Below are 21,495 nucleotides of genomic sequence, written 5' to 3'. Positions count from 1 at the left end.
CGGACGGGGACGGCCGAGACGACATCACGCGACGACAGGAGACGACGTGGGGACCGTAACGATCGGCGTGTCGATCGCGGTCCCGGAGCCTCACGGCAGCCTGCTCCAGGAGCTGCGCGCGGGCTTCGGCGACGCCGCGGCTCACGGCATCCCCACCCACGTCACCCTGCTGCCGCCGACCGAGCTGGACGCGACCGACCTGCCGGCGGTCGAGGCGCACCTCACGCAGGTCGCGGCGGCCGCCCGGCCGTTCCCGATGCGGCTGTGCGGGACCGGCACCTTCCGTCCCCTGTCTCCGGTCGTCTATGTGCGGGTCGTACAGGGCGCCGAGACCTGCGCCTGGCTGCAGCAGCGGCTGCGGGACTCCTCGGGGCCGGTGGCGCGCGAGCTGCAGTTCCCGTACCACCCGCATGTCACGGTCGCGCACGGCATCGACGAGGCGGCGATGGACCGCGCCTTCGCCGAGCTGGCCGGCTTCGAGGCCGAGTGGCCGTGCACCGGGTTCGCGCTGTACGAGCAGGGCGCCGACGACGTGTGGCGCAAGCTGCGGGAGTACACGTTCGGAGGGTCCGTCGTGCCTCCACAAGCGCTCCGCGGGGTGGACCGGAGCAGCGCGGTCTCGTAGCGCCGGCAGTACGGCCGGGCTACAAGGGCAGCCTCCGGAACAGCGCCCGCGGCGCGTGCCGCAGGGCCGACATCACCAGGCGCAGCGCGCCCGGCACCCACACCGTCTCCGAGCGTCGGCGCAGACCCAGTTCGATGGCCGTGGCGACCGCCTCGGGGGTGGTGGTGAGCGGGGTCTCGGGCAGGCCGGTGGTCATCCTCGTGCGGACGAATCCGGGTCGTACGACCATGACGTGCACGCCGGTGCCGTGGAGCGCGTCGCCGAGGCCCTGGGCGAAGGCGTCGAGGCCGGCCTTGCTGGAGCCGTAGATGAAGTCGGCGCGGCGGGCCCGTTCGCCGGCGGCGGAGGAGAGGACCACCAGGGAGCCGCGGCCCTGGGTCTGGAGGGCGCGGGCGGCGACCAGGCCGGCCGACACGGCTCCGGTGTAGTTGGTCTGGGCGACCCGGACCGCGCGCAGCGGGTCGCGCTCGTCGTGGGCCTGGTCGCCGAGGATGCCGAAGGCGAGCAGCACCAGGTCGATGTGGCCCTCGGCGAAGACCTTGCCGAGGGCCGTCTCGTGGGACTCGGGGTCGAGGGCGTCGAAGGCGACGGTGCGGACGTCGGCGCCCAGGGCGCGCAGGTGCGCGGCCGCCTGGTCCAGGGCGGGGGAGGGGCGGCCGGCCAGCCAGACGGTGCGGGTGCGGCGGGCGATCAGGCGGCGGACCGTGGCCAGCGCGATCTCGGACGTGCCGCCGAGGACGAGCAGGGACTGGGGCAGATCGGTGGCGTCCTTCATGACAGCCGACCGTATCGCCCGTGTATGACCGTTCTGGTGGAGAAACGCGGTGTTGACGGCCACTCGGAGCGGGCACAGTCCGATCATGGACTGGCTGAAGAAGCTTCCCGGGATCGGGCCGATCGTCACCTGGCTGACGGCCACGCACGCGTGGCGGTCGTACGAGCGGCTGGACCGGGTGAAGTGGACCCGGCTGGCCGCCGCGATGACCTTCATCAGCTTCATCGCGCTGTTCCCGCTGCTGACGCTGATCGCCGCGATCGCCGCCGCCACGCTCAGCGAGTCGCAGCAGAAGGACCTCCAGCACAAGATCGCCGACCAGGTCCCCGGCATCGCCGACCAGCTGGACATCAACTCCCTGGTCCAGAACGCCGGTACGGTCGGCGTGATCGCCGGTGCCGTGCTGCTGTTCATCGGCATGGGCTGGGTCGGCCAGATGCGCGACTGCCTGCGCGTGGTGTGGGAGTTGCCCGACAGGGAGGGGAACCCGGTCCTGGCCAAGGTCAAGGACGCGGGCATCCTGGTCGGTCTCGGCGGAGCGCTCCTCGCCACGCTCGCCATCTCCACCGTCGCCTCCGCGCTGGTGGGCTGGACCACCGACCAGCTCGGCATCGAGCGGGCGGGCTGGGGCGCGGTCCTGCTGCGGATCGCGGCCTTCACCGTCGCCGTGCTCGCCGACTTCGTGGTCCTGCTCTACGTCCTGACCCTGCTGCCCGGTGTCGAGCCGCCGCGCCGCCGCCTGCTGGTGGCCGCGCTCATCGGCGCGGTCGGCTTCGAACTGCTGAAGGTGCTGCTCAGCGGCTATATCCAGGGAGTCGCCGCGAAGAGCATGTACGGCGCGTTCGGCGTCCCTGTGGCCCTGCTGCTGTGGATCAACTTCACCGCGAAACTCCTCCTGTTCTGCGCCGCCTGGACGGCGACGCCGAGCGAGGGGAACCGCGAGAACGGCGAGAACGGACGCGAGGGCGTCGTCAGGAACGCGTCCGACGGCGCATCAGGTCCGGCAGCGGCCAACGGCGGTTGACCAGGAACGCCCCGCCGCAGAGCAGCACCAGCAGCCCGCCGACGACGCCCAGGGCGATCCCGACGCCGCTGGAGCCGCCCCCTGCGGTGGCGCTGGCCACCGGCTTCGAGCCGGAGCCGCCGGTCTTCCCCGCCGTCCCGGCGGAGGCGGTGGCGCCGGGCGTGGCGGTGGACTGCGCGGCGCTCTTCGGCGGGACCAGCTCGCCCACCGGCTGGACCTTGCCGGCCGCCTGGAAGCCCCAGTCGAACAGCTTCGCGGTCTCCTTGTAGACCTCGTTGTGCTCGTGCTTCTCCGGGTTCATCACCGTGACCAGCAGCACCCTGCCGCCCCGCTCGGCGACACCGGTGAAGGTGGCGCCCGCGTTGGTGGTGTTGCCGTTCTTCACCCCGGCGATGCCCTGATAGACGGGCACGTCGGTGTCGCCGCTCAGCAGCCGGTTGGTGTTCCGGATCTCGCCGGAGCCGAACTTCGCGCTCACCGTCGAGCAGTAGTCGCGGAAGTCCTTCTTCTGCAGCCCGGAGCGGGCGAACAGCGTCAGGTCGTACGCCGACGACACCTGCCCCGGCGCGTCGTAGCCGTCCGGGCTGACCACGTGCGTGTCCAGGGCCTGCAGTTCGTCGGCGTGGTCCTGCATGTCCTTGACGGTCTGCGCGACGCCGCCGTTCATCGCGGATAGCACGTGCACGGCGTCGTTGCCCGAGCGCAGGAAGACGCCGAGCCACAGGTCGTGGACGCTGTAGGTGCGGCCCTCCTTTATCCCGACCACGCTGGAGCCGACGCCCATGCCGGCCAGGTCGTTCGGCATCACCTTGTGCTCGGTCGTCTTCGGGAACCTCGGCAGCACGGTGTCGGCGAACAGCATCTTCAGGGTGCTCGCCGGGGGCAGCCGCCAGTGCGCGTTGTGCGCGGCGAGGATGTCGCCGGACTCGGCGTCGGAGACGATCCAGGAGCGGGCGGTGAGGTCCTTGGGGAGCACGGGCACGCCGTCGGCGAGGTTCACCTGCGTCCCGGGCTGCCCCAGCCGGGCTCCGCCGACCAGCGACATCTGCGCCGGCGGCGTGGCCGTCGGGCTCGTCGAGGGGGTCGGGGCCGCGAGCGCGGCGGGCGCGGTGACGGACAGGGACAGCAGCGTGGCGGTGGTGACCAGCAGGGATCGCCTGACGGTCTTCTTCGGTGCGGGCACGGTCGGAAACGTACCTGGCACAGGCCGCGAAGTCCCGCCTCGCACCCCACCCCGGACACGGAGCCGGACACCGAACGGCGATACTGGTCCCATGCTGTGCTCATCCGGGGGGCAACCCCCGGACCCCCGGCCGCCTGCGGGTGCCCGGCGTTGCGTTGAAAGGTCAGTCCCTGTGAAGCTCAGCCGCCCCATCTCCTGGTTCCTGCTCGCCTTCGGGGTGTGGAGCTGGGTCATCTGGGTCACTTTCGTCAAGAACCTGGTCAAGGACAGCAGCGGACTCGCCTTCGACGACGGTCACCCGACCGCGTACTTCTGGGTGCACCTGCTGCTGGCGGTCGTTTCCTTCGTATTGGGGACGGTCATCGGGGTCATCGGGTTGCGCGGACTGCGCGCACTGCGCCGTTCGTCATAGCGGGGGATACGGCAGCGTGGTCCTCGTCCTCGTCCTTGTCGCGCTGATCGTCCTGGCCGTCCTGGCGCTGGGGCACTGGTACCTGTGGCGCCGCCTGGTCCGCGACACGACCCGCGGCCCGGGCCCCGCCCGCCGCGCCGGTACGGCGGTCTTCGTCGCCGGCCCGCTCCTGATGATCGCGGCCCTGGTCGCCGAACGCTCCGGCGCCCCCTTCTGGCTCCAGCGCACCCTCGCCTGGCCCGGCTTCCTGTGGATGGCACTGGCGCTGTACCTGCTGCTGGCGGTGGCGACGGGAGAGGTGATACGCCCACTTCTCAGCCGACCGAGACGGGTGGGCAGGGTGGGCAAGACGGGGGTCCAGGGGGCGGAGCCCCCTGGTACGCCCACCGAGGCACCGGGCACCCAGGAACCCACCCGGCGCCTCTTCGTGAGCCGCGTCGTCGCCGGCGCCGCAGCAGGCGCCGCCGTAGCGACCGTAGGCACCGGAACCTACGGAGTACTCCGCGGCCCACAGGTGAAGCGGATCACCGTCCCGCTCGCCAAGCTGCCACGCGCCGCGCACGGCTTCCGGATCGCCGTCGTCAGCGACATCCACCTGGGCCCCGTCCTGGGCCGGAGCTTCGCGCAGCGGGTCGTCGACACCGTCAACGCGACCCAGCCCGACCTGATCGCGGTCGTCGGCGATCTGGTGGACGGCAGCGTCAAGGACCTCGGCCCGGCCGCCGCACCCCTCGCCCAGCTCAGTGCCCGGCACGGTGCCTACTTCGTCACGGGCAACCACGAGTACTTCTCCGGCGCCGAACAGTGGGTCGCCGAGGTGCGCAGCCTCGGCCTGCACCCGCTGGAGAACGCCCGCACCGAGCTGCCGTACTTCGACCTGGCCGGGGTGAACGACCTCCAGGGCGAGAGCGAGGGCCAGGGCCCGGACTTCCAGAGGGCGCTCGGGGACCGGGACCCGGCCCGCGCGTGCGTGCTCCTCGCCCACCAGCCGGCGCAGATCCACGAGGCCGTCCGGCACGGAGTCGACCTCCAGCTCTCCGGCCACACCCACGGCGGCCAGCTCTGGCCCGGCAACCTCATCGCGGCCGCGGCCAATCCGACCGTGGCCGGTCTCGACCGGTACGGCGACACCCAGCTGTACGTCAGCCGGGGCGCGGGCGCCTGGGGACCGCCCACACGTGTGGGGGCACCGTCGGACGTGACGGTGATCGAACTGGCCGCCACGCGCGCGTGACCCGAACCCCCCTACGCCTGTGAAGACCCTGTGAAACCCGGCGGAAACAAACGCCTCGGTAAGTTCTTCCACAACTGGTCAGAAAGCCCTTCCCCCGGGTGAAAGTCCTGTGATTAGGTGAGCCCCGCCGCTTAGGGGAGTGGCGAAATTGTGCTGGCCAGGGGTAGGGCCCTGGAGGGCCTGGGGAGGGCACCACCATGCGATCTGTTCGCATGCGCATTCTCGTGACGCTGCTCGTACTCGCGGTCGTGGGAATCGGCGGCTGGCAGTTGCTGCCGTCGCAAACGGACCAGAACAAGACGATCACCGTCGGCACGACCGACGCCGTCACCTCACTGGACCCGGCCGGCGCGTACGACGCCGGTTCCTGGGCCTTGTTCAGCAATGTCTTCCAGACACTGCTCACCTTCGAGCCGGGCGGTGTCCAACCGGTCCCGGACGCGGCCAGGAGCTGCGACTTCGAGGGCACCGGGCTGAAGACGTACCAGTGCAGGCTGCGCGACGACATCACGTTCCCCAGCGGACGCAAGATGACCGCCGAGGACGTGAAGTACTCCTTCGAGCGGGTCAAGAAGATCAACGCGCCCGTCGGCCCGGCGTCGCTGTTCTCCACCCTCGGCTCGGTGACCGCCGACAACGCGACGACGGTCACCTTCCATCTGTCGTCCGCGGACGCCACCTTCCCGCTGAAGGTCGCCACGGGCGCCGGTTCGATCGTCGACAAGGACAAGTACCCGGCCACCGCCCTGCGCACCGACACCGGCGTCGACGGCACCGGCCCGTACACGCTGGCCTCGTACACGAAGGACAAGAAGGCCGTCCTCGACCCGTACGGGAGCTACAAGGGGTACCTCAGCGGCACCGGCCGCCCCATCGAGCTGCGCTACTACGCCGACTCCGCGCAGCTCAACAGCGCCTACCAGGACAAGCAGCTCGACGTCGCCACCCGGACCCTGCCGCCGAGCGTGCTCTCCCGGCTGAACCCGAGCGACCCGAACCAGCGCGTCAACGAGTCCGACAGCTCCGAGACCCACAACCTCTACCTCAACACCCGCGCCGGCTCGCCGCTGCACGACGTGCGGGTGCGCCGCGCCATGGCCTGGCTGGTCAACCGCGAGCGGCTGGCCGAAACGGTGTACGAGGGCACGGTCGACCCGCTCTACTCGCTGATCCCGACCGGCATCACCGGCCACACCACGTCCTTCTTCGACGACTACCCGACGCAGAGCACCCAGAAGGCCCGGCAGCTGCTCACCGAGGCCGGGGTGACCCTGCCGGTGCACTTCACCTTCGGCTACGGCAAGAACCGGGGCGCGGGCGAGCAGGAGGCCGCCGAGCTGAAGAAGGAGCTGGAGGCGAGCGGCCTGTTCAAGGTGGACGTCCAGGGATACGAGTGGACCGACTTCCAGAAGCGCTGGGCCGCCGGGAAGATGGACGCGTGGGCGGTCGGCTGGGTGGCCGACTACCCCGACGCGGACACCTTCGGCTCCCCGCTCGTCGGCACCGGTTCCACCATGAGCACCGGCTACAGCAACAAGGTCGTCGACCACCTCATCCTGGACAGCCAGCAGTACGCCGACCGCGCGCGGGCGGCCAACGACTTCCGTGACATCCAGAAGGACGTGGCGACCGACGTGCCGCTGATCCCGCTGTGGCAGCGCAAGGAGTACGTGGTCAGCACCGAGGACGTCGGCGGCAGCCAGTACCTCGACGACGGCACGGGCGTGTTCCGCCTGTGGCGTCTGCAGTGGATCTGATCAGTCCGTCTCGTCGCGTCGCGCCCTGGCCCCCGGGTCCGGCAGTGCCTTCGTCATCCCCGGCAGGAAGTCCGTGAACAGTTCGTGGACTTCCAGCACCAGGGGGCGCAGCACCCGGAAGCGGGCCAGGGCGACCCCGCGGGCGGTCAGCCGTGCGCCCCGGCGCGCCAGCCGGTAGCTGCGCTCCCGTCCCTCGGTGCGGTCGAACACCCAGTACAGGACCAGGCCCATCTGGGAGAGCCACATCAACTCCGGGAGCACCTCCCGGAGTTCGGGCGCCACCTTGGACTTGGAGCCGGCCAGCACCTCGCGGTGAACGCTGATGGCCTGCTCCCGGGCGTGCTCGCTCTCCGGTGAGAAGGGGCTGAGCGGGCTGTCGGGGTCGGCGGCGTTCTTGAAGAACTGCACCGCGAACTCGTGGTACGGCCTGGCGATGTCCAGCCATGCGGTCAGCACGCCCGCGAGCCGCGCCTCGAGATCGGTCTCCCGGTCCAGGACCTCCCGGACCGCCACCTGGTGCTCGGCGGCGATCCGGTCGTAGAAGCCCTGGATCAGGTGCTCCTTGCCCGCGAAGTAGTAGTAGGCGTTGCCGACGGAGACCCCGGCCTCCTTGGCGATGGCCCGCATGGTCGTCTTGTCGTAGCCGAGCTCCTGGAACATCCGCATCGCGGTCTCCAGGATCAGGGCGCGGGTCTGCTCGGACTTGCTCTGGGGGCCGGCCTCGGGGCCGTCGTTCTTCACGGGCACGGGACGAGCCTAACCAGTCGCGCAGGCACCGTCGGAACAGGACGGCCCCTGGTAACTCCAGCCGGTACGGGGGTGGTAGGCCCACCCGTCCGTGCGCCGGTAGCTCTGCCCGCCCCACAGCGCACCGCGCCACTTCGCGGCCGCCAGCGCCGCGCCCCGGGCCAGCTTGGCCCCGGCCGGGGTGCTCAGCTTGTGGGCGAGCGGGCGGTGCTCGCGCAGGGCCCACAGGACGACGATCCAGGCCCGGGAGGCCTGGTAGACCTGCCCGCTGTCGCCGATCACGGTGATCTCGTCCAGGGTGGCGGCGTGGTCGAGCCCCGGGTAGCGCCTGCGCGCCTCGGCCGACCCGGCCGGCACCAGCTCCAGCGGTACCAGCTGCGACTGTCGTACGAGCCAGTCCCGCAGGTGGGTGCAGAGAGCGCACTGGGCGTCGTACAGGACGGTGAGCCCGCGGACCGGGACGCCCGCGGCGCCCCGGTCCCCCGTGGTGGTCACGCTGGTCACGCCCCGACCGTCGGCGGCATCCAGCCCTGCGGGGGCACCGGAGGCTGCTGCTCGCGCTCCATGATCCCGCGCCGCCGGATCTTGTTGAGCACGTACACGTTGCCCAGGTGCATCACGCCGAGCACCAGCAGCACCACGCCGAGCTTCGTCGACAGGGCCTCGAAGATGCCGCGGGTGTCCTCGATCGTCTCGTCCCCGCTCAGGTACAGCGCCACGAAGCCGAGGTTGACGAGGTAGAAGCCGACCACGAGGAGGTGGTTGACGGCGTCCGCGAGCTTCTCGTTGCCGTGCAGCACGTCGCCGAGGAAGACCCGGCCGTTGCGGCTGAGCGTGCGCGCCACCCAGATGGTCAGACCGATGCTGACGACCAGATAGATGACGTAGGCGATGACGGTGCGGTCCATGCCCCACCCCTTCTTGAACGCGTTCAAAACGCTGACAGGTATGACTGTAGACCTGCTTTTGAACATGTTCAACTCAATAGGGGGGTGGGATCTCAGCCTCGGCGGCCCAGTGCCGGCCGCTTGGTGTAGTCGGTGAAACCGAGGACGTTTCCCCAGGGGTCGGCGATCTCGACGGTCCAGCCCGTGGCCACCGAGAACACCTCGTCCAGCGGCGGGATCCCGGCGGCGGCCAGCTCGCGCGCCGCGGCCCGCGCGTCCGGCACCTCCAGCCACAGGCGCGGCGAGGGCCAGGGCGGCGGCCGGTGGCCCAGCCCGTCCTCGACGCGCAGCAGGATCCCGGGCGTCTCGCCGCCGACCTTCAGCAGCGCGATCCCACCCTCGTCGAACCGGAACCCGACGGCGAACCCGGCCCGCTCATAGAACCCGACGGCCTCACCGAGGTCCCCGACGGGCAGCAGTACGTTGTCGAACCCGAGCAGCTCGTACGACTCATCGTCAGACATGTCGTCAGATTAGGGGGGAATCCCGACAAGATGCGAGGAGCCCCACCGAAGCGGATTCGGTGGGGCTCCTGGCGCTCGCTCAGGTGCGCCGGGAGCGGCCCGCTTCGAGGATCTCGGCGACGTCCAGGGTGACCATGGCGCCGAGGGAGTCGGGGAGGGTGACCATCTCGCCGGGGGCGTGGGGGCGGTGGTTCTCGTACTTGTCCCCGGCGGGGTCCGTGAGGACGTGGAGGCGCTGGTGCTTGCGGTCGACGATGACGTAGATCGGGACCTTCGCCTCCGCGTACGCGGCGACCTTGGTGCGCAGGTCGGTCCGGTAGTTGCTGGAGGTGACCTCCAGGACCAGGCGGAAGCAGACGGGGTCGTAGCAGTTGTTCTCGACGAAGTGTTCCTCGAGGTCGGCGTCCACGACGGCGAGGTCCGGAATCGCGTAATCCTCGCCCCCGGCGGGGAGCCACAGGCCGATGCCCTGGAGGACCTCGGTTTCTCCGTCGGCCGGCCCAGCAGCAATGAAGGGACGCATCAGCTGCGTCAGGGCGCGTGCGTGGGCGCCGTCCCGGGGCGGGGACACGATGATCTGGCCCCCGATGATCTCGACGCGGTAGCCCGGGTTGCGCTCCATGAGCCGGTTGGCTTCCGCGATCAGCGGACGGTCTCCAGAGGGCCGCTCGACGGCTGCAGCGGACATCACGTCCCTCTCGTGGGCTGGTGTCGGGACCATCATGGTAGGCGGACCATGCCCGTGCGTTCTGCGCGATCATGTTCACCCGATCGTGCTTCCGCACGCCAGAGGGCCCCGTCTCCAGCGGAAACGGGGCCCTCACCGACGTACGGATGCCGACGTCAGAAGCGGCGCGTGATCAGTGCCTTCTTCACCTCGGCGATCGCCTTCGTGACCTCGATACCGCGCGGGCAGGCGTCCGTGCAGTTGAAGGTCGTGCGGCAACGCCACACGCCGTCCTTGTCGTTGAGGATCTCCAGGCGCTGCTCGCCCGCCTCGTCACGGCTGTCGAAGATGAAGCGGTGGGCGTTCACGATCGCGGCCGGACCGAAGTACTGGCCGTCGTTCCAGAACACCGGGCAGGAGGACGTGCAGGCCGCGCAGAGGATGCACTTCGTCGTGTCGTCGAAGCGCTCGCGGTCCTCGGCGGACTGCAGCCGCTCGCGCGTGGGCTCGTTCGTGTCCTTGGTGATCAGGAACGGCATGACGTCCCGGTACGCCTGGAAGAACGGCTCCATGTCCACGACCAGGTCCTTCAGGACCGTGAGGCCCTTGATGGGCTCGACCGTGATCGGCTTCTCGGGGTTGATGTCCTTGATCAGCGTCTTGCACGCCAGGCGGTTCTTGCCGTTGATCCGCATGGCGTCCGAGCCGCAGATGCCGTGCGCGCAGGAGCGGCGGAAGGTGAGGGTGCCGTCGACGTCCCACTTGATCTTGTGGAGACCGTCGAGGACACGCTCCTTCGGGTCGATTTCCAGCTGGAAGTCTTCCCACGTCGCCTCGGCCGAGACCTCCGGGTTGAAGCGGCGGACCCGGAAGGTGACGGTGATGTAGGGAGAGGCCGCGGCCTCCGCCTCCACCTTGTCCAGAACAGGAGTTGCCATCAGTACTTACGCTCCATCGGCTGGTAGCGGGTCTGGACGACCGGCTTGTAGTCGAGACGGACGGACTCGGTGCCGTCGTCGCCCACCTCGCGGTACGCCATGGTGTGGCGCATGAAGTTGACGTCGTCGCGGTTCGGGTAGTCCTCGCGGTAGTGACCGCCGCGGGACTCCTTGCGGGCGAGCGCGGAGACCGCCATGACCTCGGCCAGCTCCAGCAGGTTGCCCAGCTCGATGGCCTCCAGCAGATCGGTGTTGAACCGCTTGCCCTTGTCCTGGATCGCCACGTTGTTGTAGCGCTCGCGCAGCTCGGCGATCTTCTCGACGGCCGTCTTGATCGTCTGCTCCGTGCGGAACACCATGACGTTGGCGTCCATGGTCTCCTGCAGCTCACGACGGATCGTGGCCACCCGCTCGTTGCCGGTGGAGTTGCGCAGCCGCTCGATCTGCTCGACGACGAAGGACTCCGGGTTCTCCGGCAGCTCGACGTACTCGGCCTTCGCCGAGTACTCGGCGGCGGCGATGCCCGCGCGGCGGCCGAAGACGTTGATGTCCAGCAGCGAGTTGGTGCCGAGACGGTTGGCGCCGTGCACGGACACACAGGCGACCTCGCCGGCCGCGTACAGACCCGGGACGACGGTGGTGTTGTCCGACAGGACCTCACCCTCGACGTTCGTCGGGATGCCGCCCATCGCGTAGTGGGCGGTGGGCTGGATCGGGATCGGGTCCGTGTAGGGCTCGATGCCGAGGTAGGTGCGCGCGAACTCCGTGATGTCCGGGAGCTTGGCGTCCAGCTGCTCCGGCGGGAGGTGCGTCAGGTCCAGGTAGACGTGGTCGCCCTCGGGACCGCAGCCGCGGCCCTCGCGGATCTCCGTGTAGATGGAGCGGGAGACGACGTCACGGGACGCGAGGTCCTTCATGACCGGCGCGTACTTCTCCATGAAGCGCTCGCCGTCCTTGTTGCGGAGGATGCCGCCCTCACCGCGGGCGCCCTCCGTCAGCAGGATGCCCATGCGCCAGATGCCGGTCGGGTGGAACTGGAAGAACTCCATGTCCTCCAGCGGCAGACCGCGGCGGTAGACGGCGGCCTGGCCGTCACCGGTCAGGGTGTGCGCGTTGGACGTCACCTTGAAGAACTTGCCGGTGCCGCCGGAGGCGTAGATGACCGCCTTCGCCTGGAAGATGTGGATCTCGCCGGTGGCCAGCTCGTAGGCCACCACACCGGCGGACTTCTTGACGCCGTCGACCTCGGTGATCAGCTGGTCCAGGACGTAGAACTCGTTGAAGAACTCCACGCCCTCCTTGACGCAGTTCTGGTACAGCGTCTGGAGGATCATGTGGCCGGTACGGTCGGCCGCGTAGCAGGAGCGGCGGACCGGGGCCTCGCCGTGGTTGCGGGAGTGACCGCCGAACCGGCGCTGGTCGATCGTCCCGTCGGGCGTCCGGTTGAACGGCAGGCCCATCTTCTCCAGGTCGAGGACGGCGTCGATGGCCTCCTTCGCCAGGATCTCGGCGGCGTCCTGGTCGACCAGGTAGTCACCGCCCTTGACCGTGTCGAAGGTGTGCCACTCCCAGTTGTCCTCCTCCACGTTGGCGAGCGCGGCGGCCATACCGCCCTGCGCGGCGCCCGTGTGGGAGCGGGTGGGGTAGAGCTTGGTCAGCACGGCGGTGCGGCTGCGCTTCGTCGACTCGATGGCGGCGCGCATACCGGCGCCGCCGGCGCCGACGATGACGGTGTCGTACTTGTGGATCTTCATGATTCTCGCAGCCCCGTGCCTAGCGGATGTTCGGGTCGAAGGTGAAGATCACCAGCGTGCCCAGCAGGATGGTGAACACCGTGGCGGTGTAGAGCAGGCCCTTCAGCCACAGCCGGGTGTTCGCGCGCTCCGCGTAGTCGTTGATGACCGTGCGCAGGCCGTTGGCGCCGTGCAGCATCGCCAGCCACAGCATCAGCAGGTCCCAGACCTGCCAGAACGGGGACGCCCAGCGGCCGGCCACGAAGGCGAAGCCGATCTTGGAGACGCCGCCGTCCAGCACCAGCTGGATCAGCAGGTGGCCGAGGACGAGGACGACCAGCACGACGCCGGACAGGCGCATGAACAGCCAGGCCGCCATCTCGAAGTTGCCCCGCGTGGACTTGGGGGTCTTCTTGGTCCGCTTGCGCGGCGCCTCGATGAGCGGGGCCGGGTTGTCGACGGTGTAGACGGGGGCGCCCTCGACGGGGCCGACGCCGGCTGCGGTGGTTTCAGTGGTCGACATCTGCGTCAGCTCCCGAACAGAACACGAGCGGCGTGGCCGAGGACGGGGTAGATCGCCCCGGCCATCAGGACGACCCAGATGCCGACGACGCTCCAGAGCATCTGCTTCTGGTAGCGCGGGCCCTTCGACCAGAAGTCGACGGCGATGACGCGCAGGCCGTTGAGCGCGTGGAAGAGGATGGCGGCGACGAGGCCGTACTCCAGCAGCGCGACGATCGGCGTCTTGTACGTGGCTACGACCTTGTCGTAGTCCTCGGGGGAGACACGGACAAGTGCGGTGTCCAGGACGTGAACGAACAGGAAGAAGAAGATGAGGACGCCGGTGACTCGGTGAGCCACCCAGGACCACATTCCTTCCCGGCCGCGGTACAGCGTTCCAGCCGGCACGGAAGAACCCTCCGGGAGCGGGGACTAGGGCCGCGCCGGCTTCGGTGTCGGTCGGGCCCGGCCGGGTACGGTCCACCGGCCCCCAGCATCGTATCCATGCGGTGCCGTGAGGCTTACGGGGGGCCTACCTGTGTGATCAAACTGGCATCGGATGGGCTATTGCCTTGCGGCTACTGGGGTGGCCTGTCCGGTTATTTGCCGGGTGCGGCGCCGTTGTGGTTGGTCGCGCCCCACGGCGGAGCCGCTGGTAGATGCAGCCCCGCGCCCCTGAGGAGTTGTCCCAGCCGTTGCCCTGCGAGGCGGCGGAGTTCGTCTGCTGCCAGTACCCGTTCTTCCTCGGGATCGTTTGCCAATCGTGATCGAATGCCTTCGAGGATGTGGTCGATGGCCTCGTTCGGGTGCGCATCGCCCAGGTAGATGACGAACGCGTGTCCGAATCGGGCTTCGTAGGCCGCGTGTGCCGCGCTCAGGGCCATGTGGGCGGCCGAGTAGGCGTCCTCGGGCAGATCGGGAAGGGACTCCCCGGCCAGCGCCTCGGCCAGATCCCCCGGCGACAGGTCGTACGCCGCCTCGTCCGCCGCCGCCAGGAGGGAGTCCAGGTCGGGGTAGGGGCGGTGGTCGGTCAGTCGGCGGGACCAGCGCAGGCTGCGGAGGCAGTGGAGGAGCAGGGCGCGGGCCTCGTCAGCCGGAGCGGCGTTGAAGGCGTCCAGCGGTTTGGGGAGATACGGGAGACGGTGCGCAGGCAGCGTGGGTCCTCGCGTCACATGTGGTGTGGCAGGGGATGCCGTGAAAGGTGTGTCGTCACGTTATCGAGAGTGGTCACTCTGTGTCCGTCGGATGCCCGAATTTCACTCGAACGGGAGAGTTTCAGAACGTCTCGGTGACGAATGAACCGCCGATCGGTCGTACGTTGGCTGAGTGAGCCAGCACAGGCGCCGGGCCTCGGCGCAGCAGGTGAGGCGGAAGCGAGCGGTGATAGCCACCGCGTTCGTGGGGACCGTGGCGCTCGGCGTGGGCGTCGGCGTGTGGGCCTCGGCGGACGGCGGCGGCGGGAAACCGGCCGGGAGTGCGGTGCGGGCGCCGTCGGAACGGGCCTCCGGTGCCGCGTCCAGTCGCGCCGCCACGCCGAGCAGTCCCACGCCCAGCCGGTCCTATCCGCTCTCCCAGGCGCCGCGCACCATACCCGCGGTGCGCTCCCACACCCCGGCGCGCGGCCCCGGCTGGCGGCCGCAGCGGGGCGAGCGGGTGGTGGTGAGCGATCCGGAGCTGGCCGACGAGGGGCGGCTGATAGCCGGTGAGCTGGGACTGGCGTACGCGGGGGAGAAGGACGACGTACGGGCCGGGGATCTGCGGCTGACCCTGGGCAGCGGGGGCGGCAACCCGGAGTCGTACACCATGACCGTGCGCGGCGGGCGGGTCGACATCAGCGGGCCGGCCGACGCGGGCGTCTTCTACGGCACCCGCACCCTCAAGCAGGAGGTCCACGGCGGCGGTACGGCGCCGGAGGGTGTCGTACGGGACGAGCCCGCGAAGCCGGCGCGCGGCTTCATGCTGGACATCGCGCGCAAGCCGTACACCGCGTCCTGGATCGAGGACCGGATACGCGAGCTGGGGGACCTGAAGTTCAACGAGCTGGGGCTGCACTTCTCCGACGACCAGGGCTTCCGGATCGAGTCCAGCAGCCATCCCGAGATCGTCTCCAAGGACCATCTGACCAAGGCGCAGGTCAAGCAGATCGTCGACCTGGCGGCCGCCCGGCACATCACCGTGGTGCCCGAGATCGACTCGCCCGGGCATCTGGGCGCGGTCATCGCCGCCCACCCCGACCTGCAGCTGCGCAACGTGAACGGGGTCGCGACGAGGGGCGCGATCGACATCTCCAAGGCCGCCTCCGCGAAGATCGTCGACGATCTGCTCAACGAGTACGCCGGGCTCTTCACCGGCAACCAGTGGCACCTCGGCGGCGACGAGTACCAGGCGCTGACCGTGGCGAACCCGCAGGCGTCGTATCCGCAGCTGGCGGCCGCCGCGCAGCAGAAGTTCGGCTCCGGCGCGACCGTCGCCGACCTCGCCACCGGCTGGCTGAACGACCGGGCCGCCACCGTGCGCGCCCACGACCGGACCATGCGGGCCTGGAACGACGGCTTCTTCCGCAACACCTCGGTGCAGCCCGCCAAGGATCTCCAGGTCGCCTACTGGACCGGCAAGGAGATCGGCGCCCGGCAGCCGGTGGAGTACCTGAGCGCGGGCCGCAAGGTGCTCAACTACAACGACGAGTTCCTGTACTACGTCCTCGGGCAGCCGCAGACCTTCGTCTATCCGACCGGGCAGCGCATCTACGAGCAGTGGAACCCGCGGGTGCTGCGCGGCACGACCGCCGTACCGGCGAGCTACGACGGGCAGATACTCGGCGGGTCCTTCGCGGTGTGGTCCGACTTCCCCAACGCCCAGACCGAGGCACAGGTCGCCGCCGGGATACGGATGCCGCTCAGGGCCACCGTGCAGAAGCTGTGGGACCCGGGTGCGCCCACTCTGTCCTGGGCGCAGTTCAGGCAACTGGCGGACCGGCTCGGCTGACCCGTTCGGGGTGGACGTACGGGGCCGATGAACCGTAGATTCCGCGTGCTGAAGCACATACAGGGGGACACGGGGGTCTCGGTTCATGTCTGTTCCACGCTTGCGTTCGCCGCTCGGGCTCGGCCGGGCCACCGTCGTGCTGCTCGGCCTGGTCGCCCTGACCGATCTGTTCGCCATCGGGGCCGGTTTCGGTGTGTACGGGGTGGCGGACGACCTCGCGAGGGGTTCCGGTGCCTTCGGCGCGGCTCTGACCGGGCGCGCCCACGACGCGGACACCCTGTACACGGCGTCCGGGGTGGCGCAGACGGCGATGTGGCTGGTCTGCGCTGTCGTGTTCCTCGTCTGGCTCTACCGGGTGCGGGTGAACGCCGAGGTGTTCCGCCCGGACGGCCACAGCAAGGCGCGCGCCTGGGTGATCGCCGGCTGGGTCGTGCCGCTGGCGAACTTCTGGTACCCGCGCCGGGTCGTCCTGGACGTCTGGGACGCGAGCGGCCCGGTCGGCGCCCGCCCGCGGCACGCGCTGGTCAACTTCTGGTGGGCGCTGTGGCTCGTGACCAGCCAGGTGGGCTGGCTCATGCAGCGGGCCTACGGTTCGGCGCACACCGCGGCCGACTTCCGGGAAGCGGCGCTGGAGGTGATGATCTCGGACGCCGTCGACATCGTGGCCGCCGGGCTCGCCGTCCTCGTCGTACTGCGGCTGACCCGCATGCAGCACCAGAAGGCCCTCGCCGGCCCGATGCTCGTCCCGGCTCTTGGCTGAAAACCCACTGATGTGACACTCTCTCGCCGTCGCACGCAGTAAGGGGAAGTGCGGGCTCCGTAAAGGCGGCGCCCTGGCGAGGGAGGCTTTCATGAGCCTGGTGGAACTGATCGCTCAGGCCGACGAACGCGGACTGGCTGCCAGTGGGCTGGCTTGTTTGGATCGGTGCGTCCCCCTGCTCGGGGGTGACGACGAGGTGTTGCGCCCGATGTGGGCGAGCATCGCCGACGGCTCCGAGTGGACCGCCGGCCTGGAGAAGGCGCGCGGCGCGCTCGGTCCGGCGCAGGCCGGCGAGGACGAGGCCGAGCATCTCGCCCACCGCATGCTGGACGCGGCCCCGGCCGAGCGCACCGCCGAGGCGATACGGGCCTGGGCCGACGCCTGCTCCGTCGCCTCCCTGCGCATCCACCGGCTCCTCGACCCGGCCGCGGGCGACAGCTCGTCGGCCGACGGCCTGGAGGCCGGGCGCGCGAGCGGCGTCGCCGCGGACGCGTCCCCGCTCGTCGCCGCCGAACTGCGCCGCCAGGTCGTCGTCCTGGAACTCCTCGCCGAGCACGGCACGAACGGGCTGCGCCGCGCCCTCGACGTCTCCGTCGAGGGCCGCCGGGTGCTGCAGGCGGTGGTGTCCCGCCGGGCCCGCAGCCGCGGCTGACCGGATTTCAAACCCCGCTTCTGGGGGAGTCCTGTGCCCGTCGTGCGGTGGCCGTGGGGCGGTCCTGCACCGGTTGCGGGAACGGCTCCGATCCGCGTGACGGATGCCCGGCCCGGCCCGCTTCTTCCTATGTGACAGCGCAGTACGTGACAGCACAGGAGACCCGGCCGCACGCCGCGGCGAAGCCCGTCCGGTGGGCGGCCGACGCGGTGGCGACCATGCGCGAGGGCGCGCGGGTGCGGCTCGACTACTCGGCGCAGAGCCTGTGGCGGGTAGACCGGATGATCGAGGAGATACGCCGCGAGGAACCGCCCTACGCGGCGGTCGAGAACGTGCTGCGCGGCTTCGGCGCCTACGCCGGCGAGGTCATCGTCCGCCAGACCGGCGCCGAGTGGTGGGCGACCGGCGGCGACCACTGGATCCGCACGCCCGACGGCAAGCTGTGGGACCCCCTGGAGGAGGCCCGCCGCTGCTTCGCGGGCAACGGCTCGCTTCGCCTGCTGTGCCGGGACGCGACCGCCTCCGTATGAACGCGCCCGGCCGGGCCCCCTCGCACGAGCGGGTCCCGGCCGGTGGAATCACGTGGTCGCTACGGCGCCAGGGTCGTGCCCAGCGCCCCGGCCGTCGGCGTCCCGAGGACCGCCTTGCTCAGCACCGTCGTCTGCGCGTAGCCCAGCCCGGTGCTGTTGCTCGGCAGGTACATCAGGATGCCGTCGCCGCCGTCCTCGCCCGCGACACCCAGCGTCAGATCGGCGCGGCCGTACCCGGACAGGTCGGTCAGCGACACCGACGAACCGAGCTGGTCGCCGGACTCGGTGGCGCCCGGGACACCGGAGGTGTCCTGCGAGACGGCGACCGCGCCGGAGCCGGTCAGGCCCGTGGAGCCGCCCTTGAGGAGGACCGCCGAGCCCGCGTTGGAGCGGTTCACGCCGTCGCGGGTGATGTCCTCGCCGGGGGCGCCCGCGAGCACGTCCGGGTAGCCGTCGCCGTCGTAGTCGCCGACCGAGACGGAGGCGCCGAGCGCGTCGCCGGACTCGTCGGCGCCGGGGACGCCGGAGGTGTCCTGGTGGACCGTGGTCAGGCCGGTGGTGGTGAACCCGGTCGCCGAGCCGCGCACCAGGGTGACCTGGCCGCCCGCCTTGCCGCCGGACTCGCTCGCGTACGGCTGCCCGATGACGACGTCGTCGTAGCCGTCGGCGTCCACATCGCCCGCGGCGATCGACCGGCCGCCCTTGACCGAGATGACCCCGGCCTTCGTCAGGCCCGTCGCCGAGCCCGCGAACCGGACCACGCGCCCGATGCCGCCCGCGTCCCGGTAGTTGAGGGCCACGTCGGCGTAGCCGTCCCGGTTGAAGTCGCCGGTCGCCGCGTCCAGGTGGGCCACCGCACCCGTGGCGGTGGTCAGCGTGCCGGACGACGTGGCGCCGCCGGTCAGCCGGACGTTCCAGGTGCCGCCCTTGCCGGTGCCGGCCGCGAACACGTCCGCCTTGCCGTCGCCGTTGAAGTCGCCGACCGTGACGGTGGAGCCGAGTCCCGCGCCCGCCGCCGTGACCCCGGACGTGGTGTACGAGAAGCCGGTGTTCAGGGCCGGGCCGTACAGGACCGTGACCTGGCCGCGGTCGGCGTTGCCGTTGGTGTCGTCCTCGCCGGGCGCGCCGATCGCGAGGTCGGCGTACCCGTCGCCGTTGACGTCGCCCCAGGCGGTCGAGGTGCCGAAGCCGTCACCCGACTCGGAGGTGCCGGGGACGCCCGGGCTGTTCTGGGTCAGTGTGACCTTCTTGGCCGTGACCGGGCCGTCGACCCCGCCCGGCACGACCGTCACCGAGTTCGCCTTCGGGGTGCCCGCCACCAGGTCGGGCAGGCCGTCCCGGTCGCGGTCCGAGGTGGGCAGGGCGTGCGAGATGCCGGGGGTCTTGGCGAGCGCGGCGATCAGGGACAGCTTCTTGTACAGGTTGTCGCCGGGGCAGGCGGTGGCGTTGGTGTCCCGGTGGCCGAACACCCGCGGCAGCGTGATCGACGTGCCCTTCGCGACCTTGTTGCCGTCGACGCCCGCGTCGCTGCCGGAGGTCAGCGTGACCTTGCCGGTCGGGTCGACGCCGTACATCCCGAACTTCCACGCCACGATCCGGGCGATGGAGTCCAGAGCCGCGCGACTGGGCTGCGCGCTCATGTAGTTGCCGATGTAGGAGATCCCGACCGTGTTGGTGTTGAACCCGATGTCGTGCGCGCCGACCACCGGCAGGTCCATCCCGCCGCTGCGGCCCTCGAAGATCTGGCCGCACCGGTCGACGACGAAGTTGTAGCCGATGTCGAAGTAGCCGCGGGAGAAGTGCTCCTGCTGGATGGTGCGCAGCCGGGCCCGCGAGTCGGCGCAGGACAGCTTGTTGTCGCTGTCGACGCCGGTGTGGTGGATGACGGCGGCTTTGATCTCGGTGCCGTAGCTCGGCGTGCCGTCGTAGTCGGTGGAGGCGCCCCACTCGGCCTGCGTGATGACCGGCGGCTTGGCGACCGTGGAGGGGCGCGCGGCCGGGACGGTGCTGGACGGGGAGGGGGAGACGGACGTGGAGGCGGACTCGGACACCGAGGGGGACGCGGAGTCCGACGCGGACTCGGATGCTGACGCGGACTCGGATGCTGACGCCGAGTCACTGGGCGCCGGGGAGTCCGTCGGTGACGACGAGTCCGACGCTGACGACGAGTCGGACGGCGCCGGAGTCGTCGTCTCCGCCGCGAACGCGGCCGGCTGCGCGCCGCCCGCCGGATCCGTGCCGGGGTCGAGCAGCTTGACGTCCAGGCCGGCCGGCAGTCCGGGAACCGGAGTGCCGTCGGCCTTCACCACCCGGACGGCGATGCCGTCCGCGTCGCCCGTCCACATCGACCCGGTGCCGCCGCGGGCGCGGGCCCGCGTGCCCTCGGTGCCGTCGGCCGAGAACGGGTCGTCGGGCAGCCGCTGCCAGCCCGACCACTCACCGGTCTCCCGCGAGCGGTAGCGGATCTCGGGCGTGCCCTTCAGCCCGGCGTGCTCGTCGTCCCAGGTGAGCAGGGCGGCGCTGAACCGCTCGGTGTCCCGCTTGGCCAGCCCCCGGTGCCCGCCGCCCTGGTCGGCCAGCTTCAGCGTGTGCACGGAGGCGCCGCGGCCCCCACCCTTGCCGTCGTGGTGCGCGCCCGGATCCGCGACCGCGTAGGTGACGACTCCGGCACCGCCCAGGACGACGGCTCCGAGTGTCAGCCACGCCCTCCGCTGGAGGCTGAGCGGTCTGTACGCATGGGTCCTGCGAGGACTCAAAATGTCCCACCCCTAGGAAATCAACACAGTGACACCACCTGTCACACAGGCGGTAGTTGTAAAGCGCACGGGGTACCCCGGACGTCACACAGGCGGGGCACTCACCCGGCCGGCGCGACAGCCCGGGCACTCACCCGGCGGCCCCCGACGGCTTCGGCGAGGCCAGCTCGGCCTGACAGGTGGCGCGGCCGAACCTGCCGTACGCGGAGGCGGTCTGGACGTGCTCGCCGCGCACGGCGAGCGAGCAGCTGGCCTGTCCGCCCTTCTCGCCGAGCGTGATCGAGACCAGCGGCGGCCTGCCGAGCGGCACCTGAACGGTCTTCTTCCACGGCAGCGCGACGGCACGGTCGACCGTCGCGGTCCCGCCCTCGCTCCGGCCCTGGTAGGCGATGTCGGCGGTGCCCTTCCCGGTGACCTCGTAGGTCACGGCTGCGGTCGGGACCGGGGGCTTGCCCGGCTTGTCGGCGGTGTCGAGCACGCCGTAGAGGACGAGCCCGCCGCAGACGGCCAGCAGGGCGCCGGCGATGAGGACGCCGGTGCGGTCCGGGCGGGTCGCACGCGCCGTGTCACCGGGTCCGGAATTCCCGCCGGTCTCCCCGGTCCCGGCCGTGTCCACCGCCATTTCCCGCTCTTCAGCGCCCATGAAAAGTCCCTTTTGAATCGGCCGTTCGGAATTCGCGGGCGTGCGCCGGAATTCTTGGATCCGGGCTCTTATACAGGACGGCGGACAAGGCGCGCCACCGAGTGGACAAACCGGGCGCCGATTTCCCGCGATGGGCGAACTGTCGGGATCTGTGAGGTCAAT

Annotated in this window: 23 protein-coding genes; 9 read left to right on the top strand and 14 right to left on the bottom strand. The window is 70.5% G+C overall.

What is annotated here, in order from left to right; all coding sequences use genetic code 11:
* The first annotated feature begins 46 nt into the window (after positions 1–46).
* On the top strand, positions 47–625 hold the full coding sequence (locus BEK98_RS06360) for a 2'-5' RNA ligase family protein (RefSeq protein WP_094215395.1): 579 nt from the start codon (positions 47–49) through the stop codon (positions 623–625).
* 19 nt (positions 626–644) lie between these two features.
* Here the strand turns inward: BEK98_RS06360 and dprE2 are convergent, their stop codons facing one another.
* Positions 645–1,400, bottom strand: a complete 756-nt coding sequence (dprE2, locus tag BEK98_RS06355; RefSeq protein WP_094215738.1) for a decaprenylphospho-beta-D-erythro-pentofuranosid-2-ulose 2-reductase — start codon at positions 1,398–1,400, stop codon at positions 645–647.
* Between the two features lie 85 nt (positions 1,401–1,485).
* On the opposite strand from dprE2, the gene BEK98_RS06350 reads away from it, so the two are divergent.
* Complete coding sequence (locus BEK98_RS06350) at positions 1,486–2,424, top strand: YihY/virulence factor BrkB family protein (protein WP_094215394.1); 939 nt, start codon at positions 1,486–1,488, stop codon at positions 2,422–2,424.
* On the opposite strand, the gene BEK98_RS06345 is transcribed toward BEK98_RS06350, so the two are convergent.
* Positions 2,372–3,607: a D-alanyl-D-alanine carboxypeptidase family protein gene (locus tag BEK98_RS06345; RefSeq protein ID WP_094215393.1), complete on the bottom strand. Its 1,236-nt coding sequence runs from the start codon at positions 3,605–3,607 to the stop codon at positions 2,372–2,374. The genes BEK98_RS06350 and BEK98_RS06345 overlap by 53 nt on opposite strands.
* 172 nt (positions 3,608–3,779) lie before the next feature.
* On the opposite strand from BEK98_RS06345, the gene BEK98_RS06340 reads away from it, so the two are divergent.
* From BEK98_RS06340 to BEK98_RS06330, 3 genes are all read left to right on the top strand, one after another.
* Complete coding sequence (locus tag BEK98_RS06340; RefSeq protein WP_094215392.1) at positions 3,780–4,019, top strand: SCO4848 family membrane protein; 240 nt, start codon at positions 3,780–3,782, stop codon at positions 4,017–4,019.
* Positions 4,020–4,035: 16 nt separating this feature from the next.
* Complete coding sequence (locus BEK98_RS06335; RefSeq protein WP_094215391.1) at positions 4,036–5,253, top strand: metallophosphoesterase; 1,218 nt, start codon at positions 4,036–4,038, stop codon at positions 5,251–5,253.
* Positions 5,254–5,465: 212 nt separating this feature from the next.
* Entirely contained in the window at positions 5,466–7,010 is a 1,545-nt protein-coding gene (locus BEK98_RS06330) for an ABC transporter substrate-binding protein (protein WP_094215390.1), read from the top strand.
* Here the strand turns inward: BEK98_RS06330 and BEK98_RS06325 are convergent, their stop codons facing one another.
* The 10 genes from BEK98_RS06325 to BEK98_RS06280 form a co-directional block, all read right to left on the bottom strand.
* Positions 7,011–7,757, bottom strand: a complete 747-nt coding sequence (locus BEK98_RS06325; protein ID WP_094215389.1) for a TetR/AcrR family transcriptional regulator — start codon at positions 7,755–7,757, stop codon at positions 7,011–7,013.
* A gap of 9 nt (positions 7,758–7,766) precedes the next feature.
* Complete coding sequence (locus BEK98_RS06320) at positions 7,767–8,261, bottom strand: thiol-disulfide oxidoreductase DCC family protein (protein ID WP_094215388.1); 495 nt, start codon at positions 8,259–8,261, stop codon at positions 7,767–7,769.
* Positions 8,258–8,665 carry a hypothetical protein gene (locus tag BEK98_RS06315; protein WP_094215387.1) on the bottom strand — a complete coding sequence of 136 codons (408 nt, stop codon included), beginning with the start codon at positions 8,663–8,665 and terminating at the stop codon, positions 8,258–8,260. Before BEK98_RS06315 ends, BEK98_RS06320 begins: the two co-directional genes overlap by 4 nt.
* A gap of 92 nt (positions 8,666–8,757) precedes the next feature.
* Positions 8,758–9,168, bottom strand: a complete 411-nt coding sequence (locus BEK98_RS06310; protein WP_094215386.1) for a VOC family protein — start codon at positions 9,166–9,168, stop codon at positions 8,758–8,760.
* 79 nt (positions 9,169–9,247) lie between these two features.
* Positions 9,248–9,856 carry a Uma2 family endonuclease gene (locus BEK98_RS06305; protein WP_094215385.1) on the bottom strand — a complete coding sequence of 203 codons (609 nt, stop codon included), beginning with the start codon at positions 9,854–9,856 and terminating at the stop codon, positions 9,248–9,250.
* Positions 9,857–10,011: 155 nt separating this feature from the next.
* The gene (locus BEK98_RS06300; RefSeq protein ID WP_094215384.1) at positions 10,012–10,773 is read right to left on the bottom strand and encodes a succinate dehydrogenase iron-sulfur subunit; all 762 of its coding nucleotides are present in this window, start codon (positions 10,771–10,773) and stop codon (positions 10,012–10,014) included.
* Positions 10,773–12,527 (bottom strand): succinate dehydrogenase flavoprotein subunit, encoded by a 1,755-nt coding sequence (gene sdhA / locus BEK98_RS06295; RefSeq protein WP_094215383.1) that lies wholly within the window; start codon positions 12,525–12,527, stop codon positions 10,773–10,775. Before sdhA ends, BEK98_RS06300 begins: the two co-directional genes overlap by 1 nt.
* Before the next feature lie 19 nt (positions 12,528–12,546).
* Complete coding sequence (locus BEK98_RS06290) at positions 12,547–13,029, bottom strand: succinate dehydrogenase hydrophobic membrane anchor subunit (protein ID WP_094215382.1); 483 nt, start codon at positions 13,027–13,029, stop codon at positions 12,547–12,549.
* Between the two features lie 5 nt (positions 13,030–13,034).
* Positions 13,035–13,415: a succinate dehydrogenase, cytochrome b556 subunit gene (gene sdhC, locus BEK98_RS06285; RefSeq protein WP_094215381.1), complete on the bottom strand. Its 381-nt coding sequence runs from the start codon at positions 13,413–13,415 to the stop codon at positions 13,035–13,037.
* 191 nt (positions 13,416–13,606) lie between these two features.
* Positions 13,607–14,179, bottom strand: coding sequence for a 2-oxo-4-hydroxy-4-carboxy-5-ureidoimidazoline decarboxylase (locus BEK98_RS06280; protein ID WP_094215380.1), 573 nt, complete (start codon positions 14,177–14,179; stop codon positions 13,607–13,609).
* A 154-nt stretch (positions 14,180–14,333) separates the two neighbouring features.
* On the opposite strand from BEK98_RS06280, the gene BEK98_RS06275 reads away from it, so the two are divergent.
* From BEK98_RS06275 to BEK98_RS06260, 4 genes are all read left to right on the top strand, one after another.
* On the top strand, positions 14,334–15,992 hold the full coding sequence (locus BEK98_RS06275) for a beta-N-acetylhexosaminidase (RefSeq protein ID WP_094215379.1): 1,659 nt from the start codon (positions 14,334–14,336) through the stop codon (positions 15,990–15,992).
* Positions 15,993–16,092: 100 nt separating this feature from the next.
* Positions 16,093–16,752, top strand: a complete 660-nt coding sequence (locus BEK98_RS06270) for a DUF4328 domain-containing protein (protein WP_244201766.1) — start codon at positions 16,093–16,095, stop codon at positions 16,750–16,752.
* Between the two features lie 91 nt (positions 16,753–16,843).
* Entirely contained in the window at positions 16,844–17,404 is a 561-nt protein-coding gene (locus tag BEK98_RS06265) for a hypothetical protein (protein ID WP_094215377.1), read from the top strand.
* Positions 17,405–17,550: 146 nt separating this feature from the next.
* A complete protein-coding gene (locus BEK98_RS06260) occupies positions 17,551–17,934 on the top strand; it encodes a hypothetical protein (protein WP_208643026.1) in 384 nt (127 codons plus the stop codon).
* A gap of 59 nt (positions 17,935–17,993) precedes the next feature.
* Here the strand turns inward: BEK98_RS06260 and BEK98_RS06255 are convergent, their stop codons facing one another.
* The gene (locus BEK98_RS06255; RefSeq protein ID WP_094215375.1) at positions 17,994–20,690 is read right to left on the bottom strand and encodes an FG-GAP-like repeat-containing protein; all 2,697 of its coding nucleotides are present in this window, start codon (positions 20,688–20,690) and stop codon (positions 17,994–17,996) included.
* 130 nt (positions 20,691–20,820) lie between these two features.
* Positions 20,821–21,333, bottom strand: coding sequence for a hypothetical protein (locus BEK98_RS06250; protein ID WP_244201765.1), 513 nt, complete (start codon positions 21,331–21,333; stop codon positions 20,821–20,823).
* Positions 21,334–21,495: the final 162 nt, after the last annotated feature.

Source organism: Streptomyces diastatochromogenes (genome assembly GCF_002242805.1).
GTDB lineage: Bacteria > Actinomycetota > Actinomycetes > Streptomycetales > Streptomycetaceae > Streptomyces > Streptomyces diastatochromogenes.
Note: the sequence above shows the minus strand (reverse complement) of the source record. Positions and strands in the feature narration are given on the sequence as shown.

Excerpts from the sequence above, each read along its gene's own strand:
- dprE2 (WP_094215738.1), bottom strand. The coding sequence starts at position 1,400 with ATGAAGGACGCCACCGATCTGCCCCAGTCCCTGCTCGTCCTCGGCGGC.
- BEK98_RS06350 (WP_094215394.1), top strand. The coding sequence starts at position 1,486 with ATGGACTGGCTGAAGAAGCTTCCCGGGATCGGGCCGATCGTCACCTGG.
- BEK98_RS06330 (WP_094215390.1), top strand. The coding sequence starts at position 5,466 with ATGCGCATTCTCGTGACGCTGCTCGTACTCGCGGTCGTGGGAATCGGC.
- BEK98_RS06315 (WP_094215387.1), bottom strand. The coding sequence starts at position 8,665 with ATGGACCGCACCGTCATCGCCTACGTCATCTATCTGGTCGTCAGCATC.
- BEK98_RS06310 (WP_094215386.1), bottom strand. The coding sequence starts at position 9,168 with ATGTCTGACGATGAGTCGTACGAGCTGCTCGGGTTCGACAACGTACTG.
- BEK98_RS06305 (WP_094215385.1), bottom strand. The coding sequence starts at position 9,856 with ATGTCCGCTGCAGCCGTCGAGCGGCCCTCTGGAGACCGTCCGCTGATC.
- BEK98_RS06300 (WP_094215384.1), bottom strand. The coding sequence starts at position 10,773 with ATGGCAACTCCTGTTCTGGACAAGGTGGAGGCGGAGGCCGCGGCCTCT.
- sdhA (WP_094215383.1), bottom strand. The coding sequence starts at position 12,527 with ATGAAGATCCACAAGTACGACACCGTCATCGTCGGCGCCGGCGGCGCC.
- BEK98_RS06290 (WP_094215382.1), bottom strand. The coding sequence starts at position 13,029 with ATGTCGACCACTGAAACCACCGCAGCCGGCGTCGGCCCCGTCGAGGGC.
- BEK98_RS06265 (WP_094215377.1), top strand. The coding sequence starts at position 16,844 with ATGAGCCTGGTGGAACTGATCGCTCAGGCCGACGAACGCGGACTGGCT.
- BEK98_RS06250 (WP_244201765.1), bottom strand. The coding sequence starts at position 21,333 with ATGGGCGCTGAAGAGCGGGAAATGGCGGTGGACACGGCCGGGACCGGG.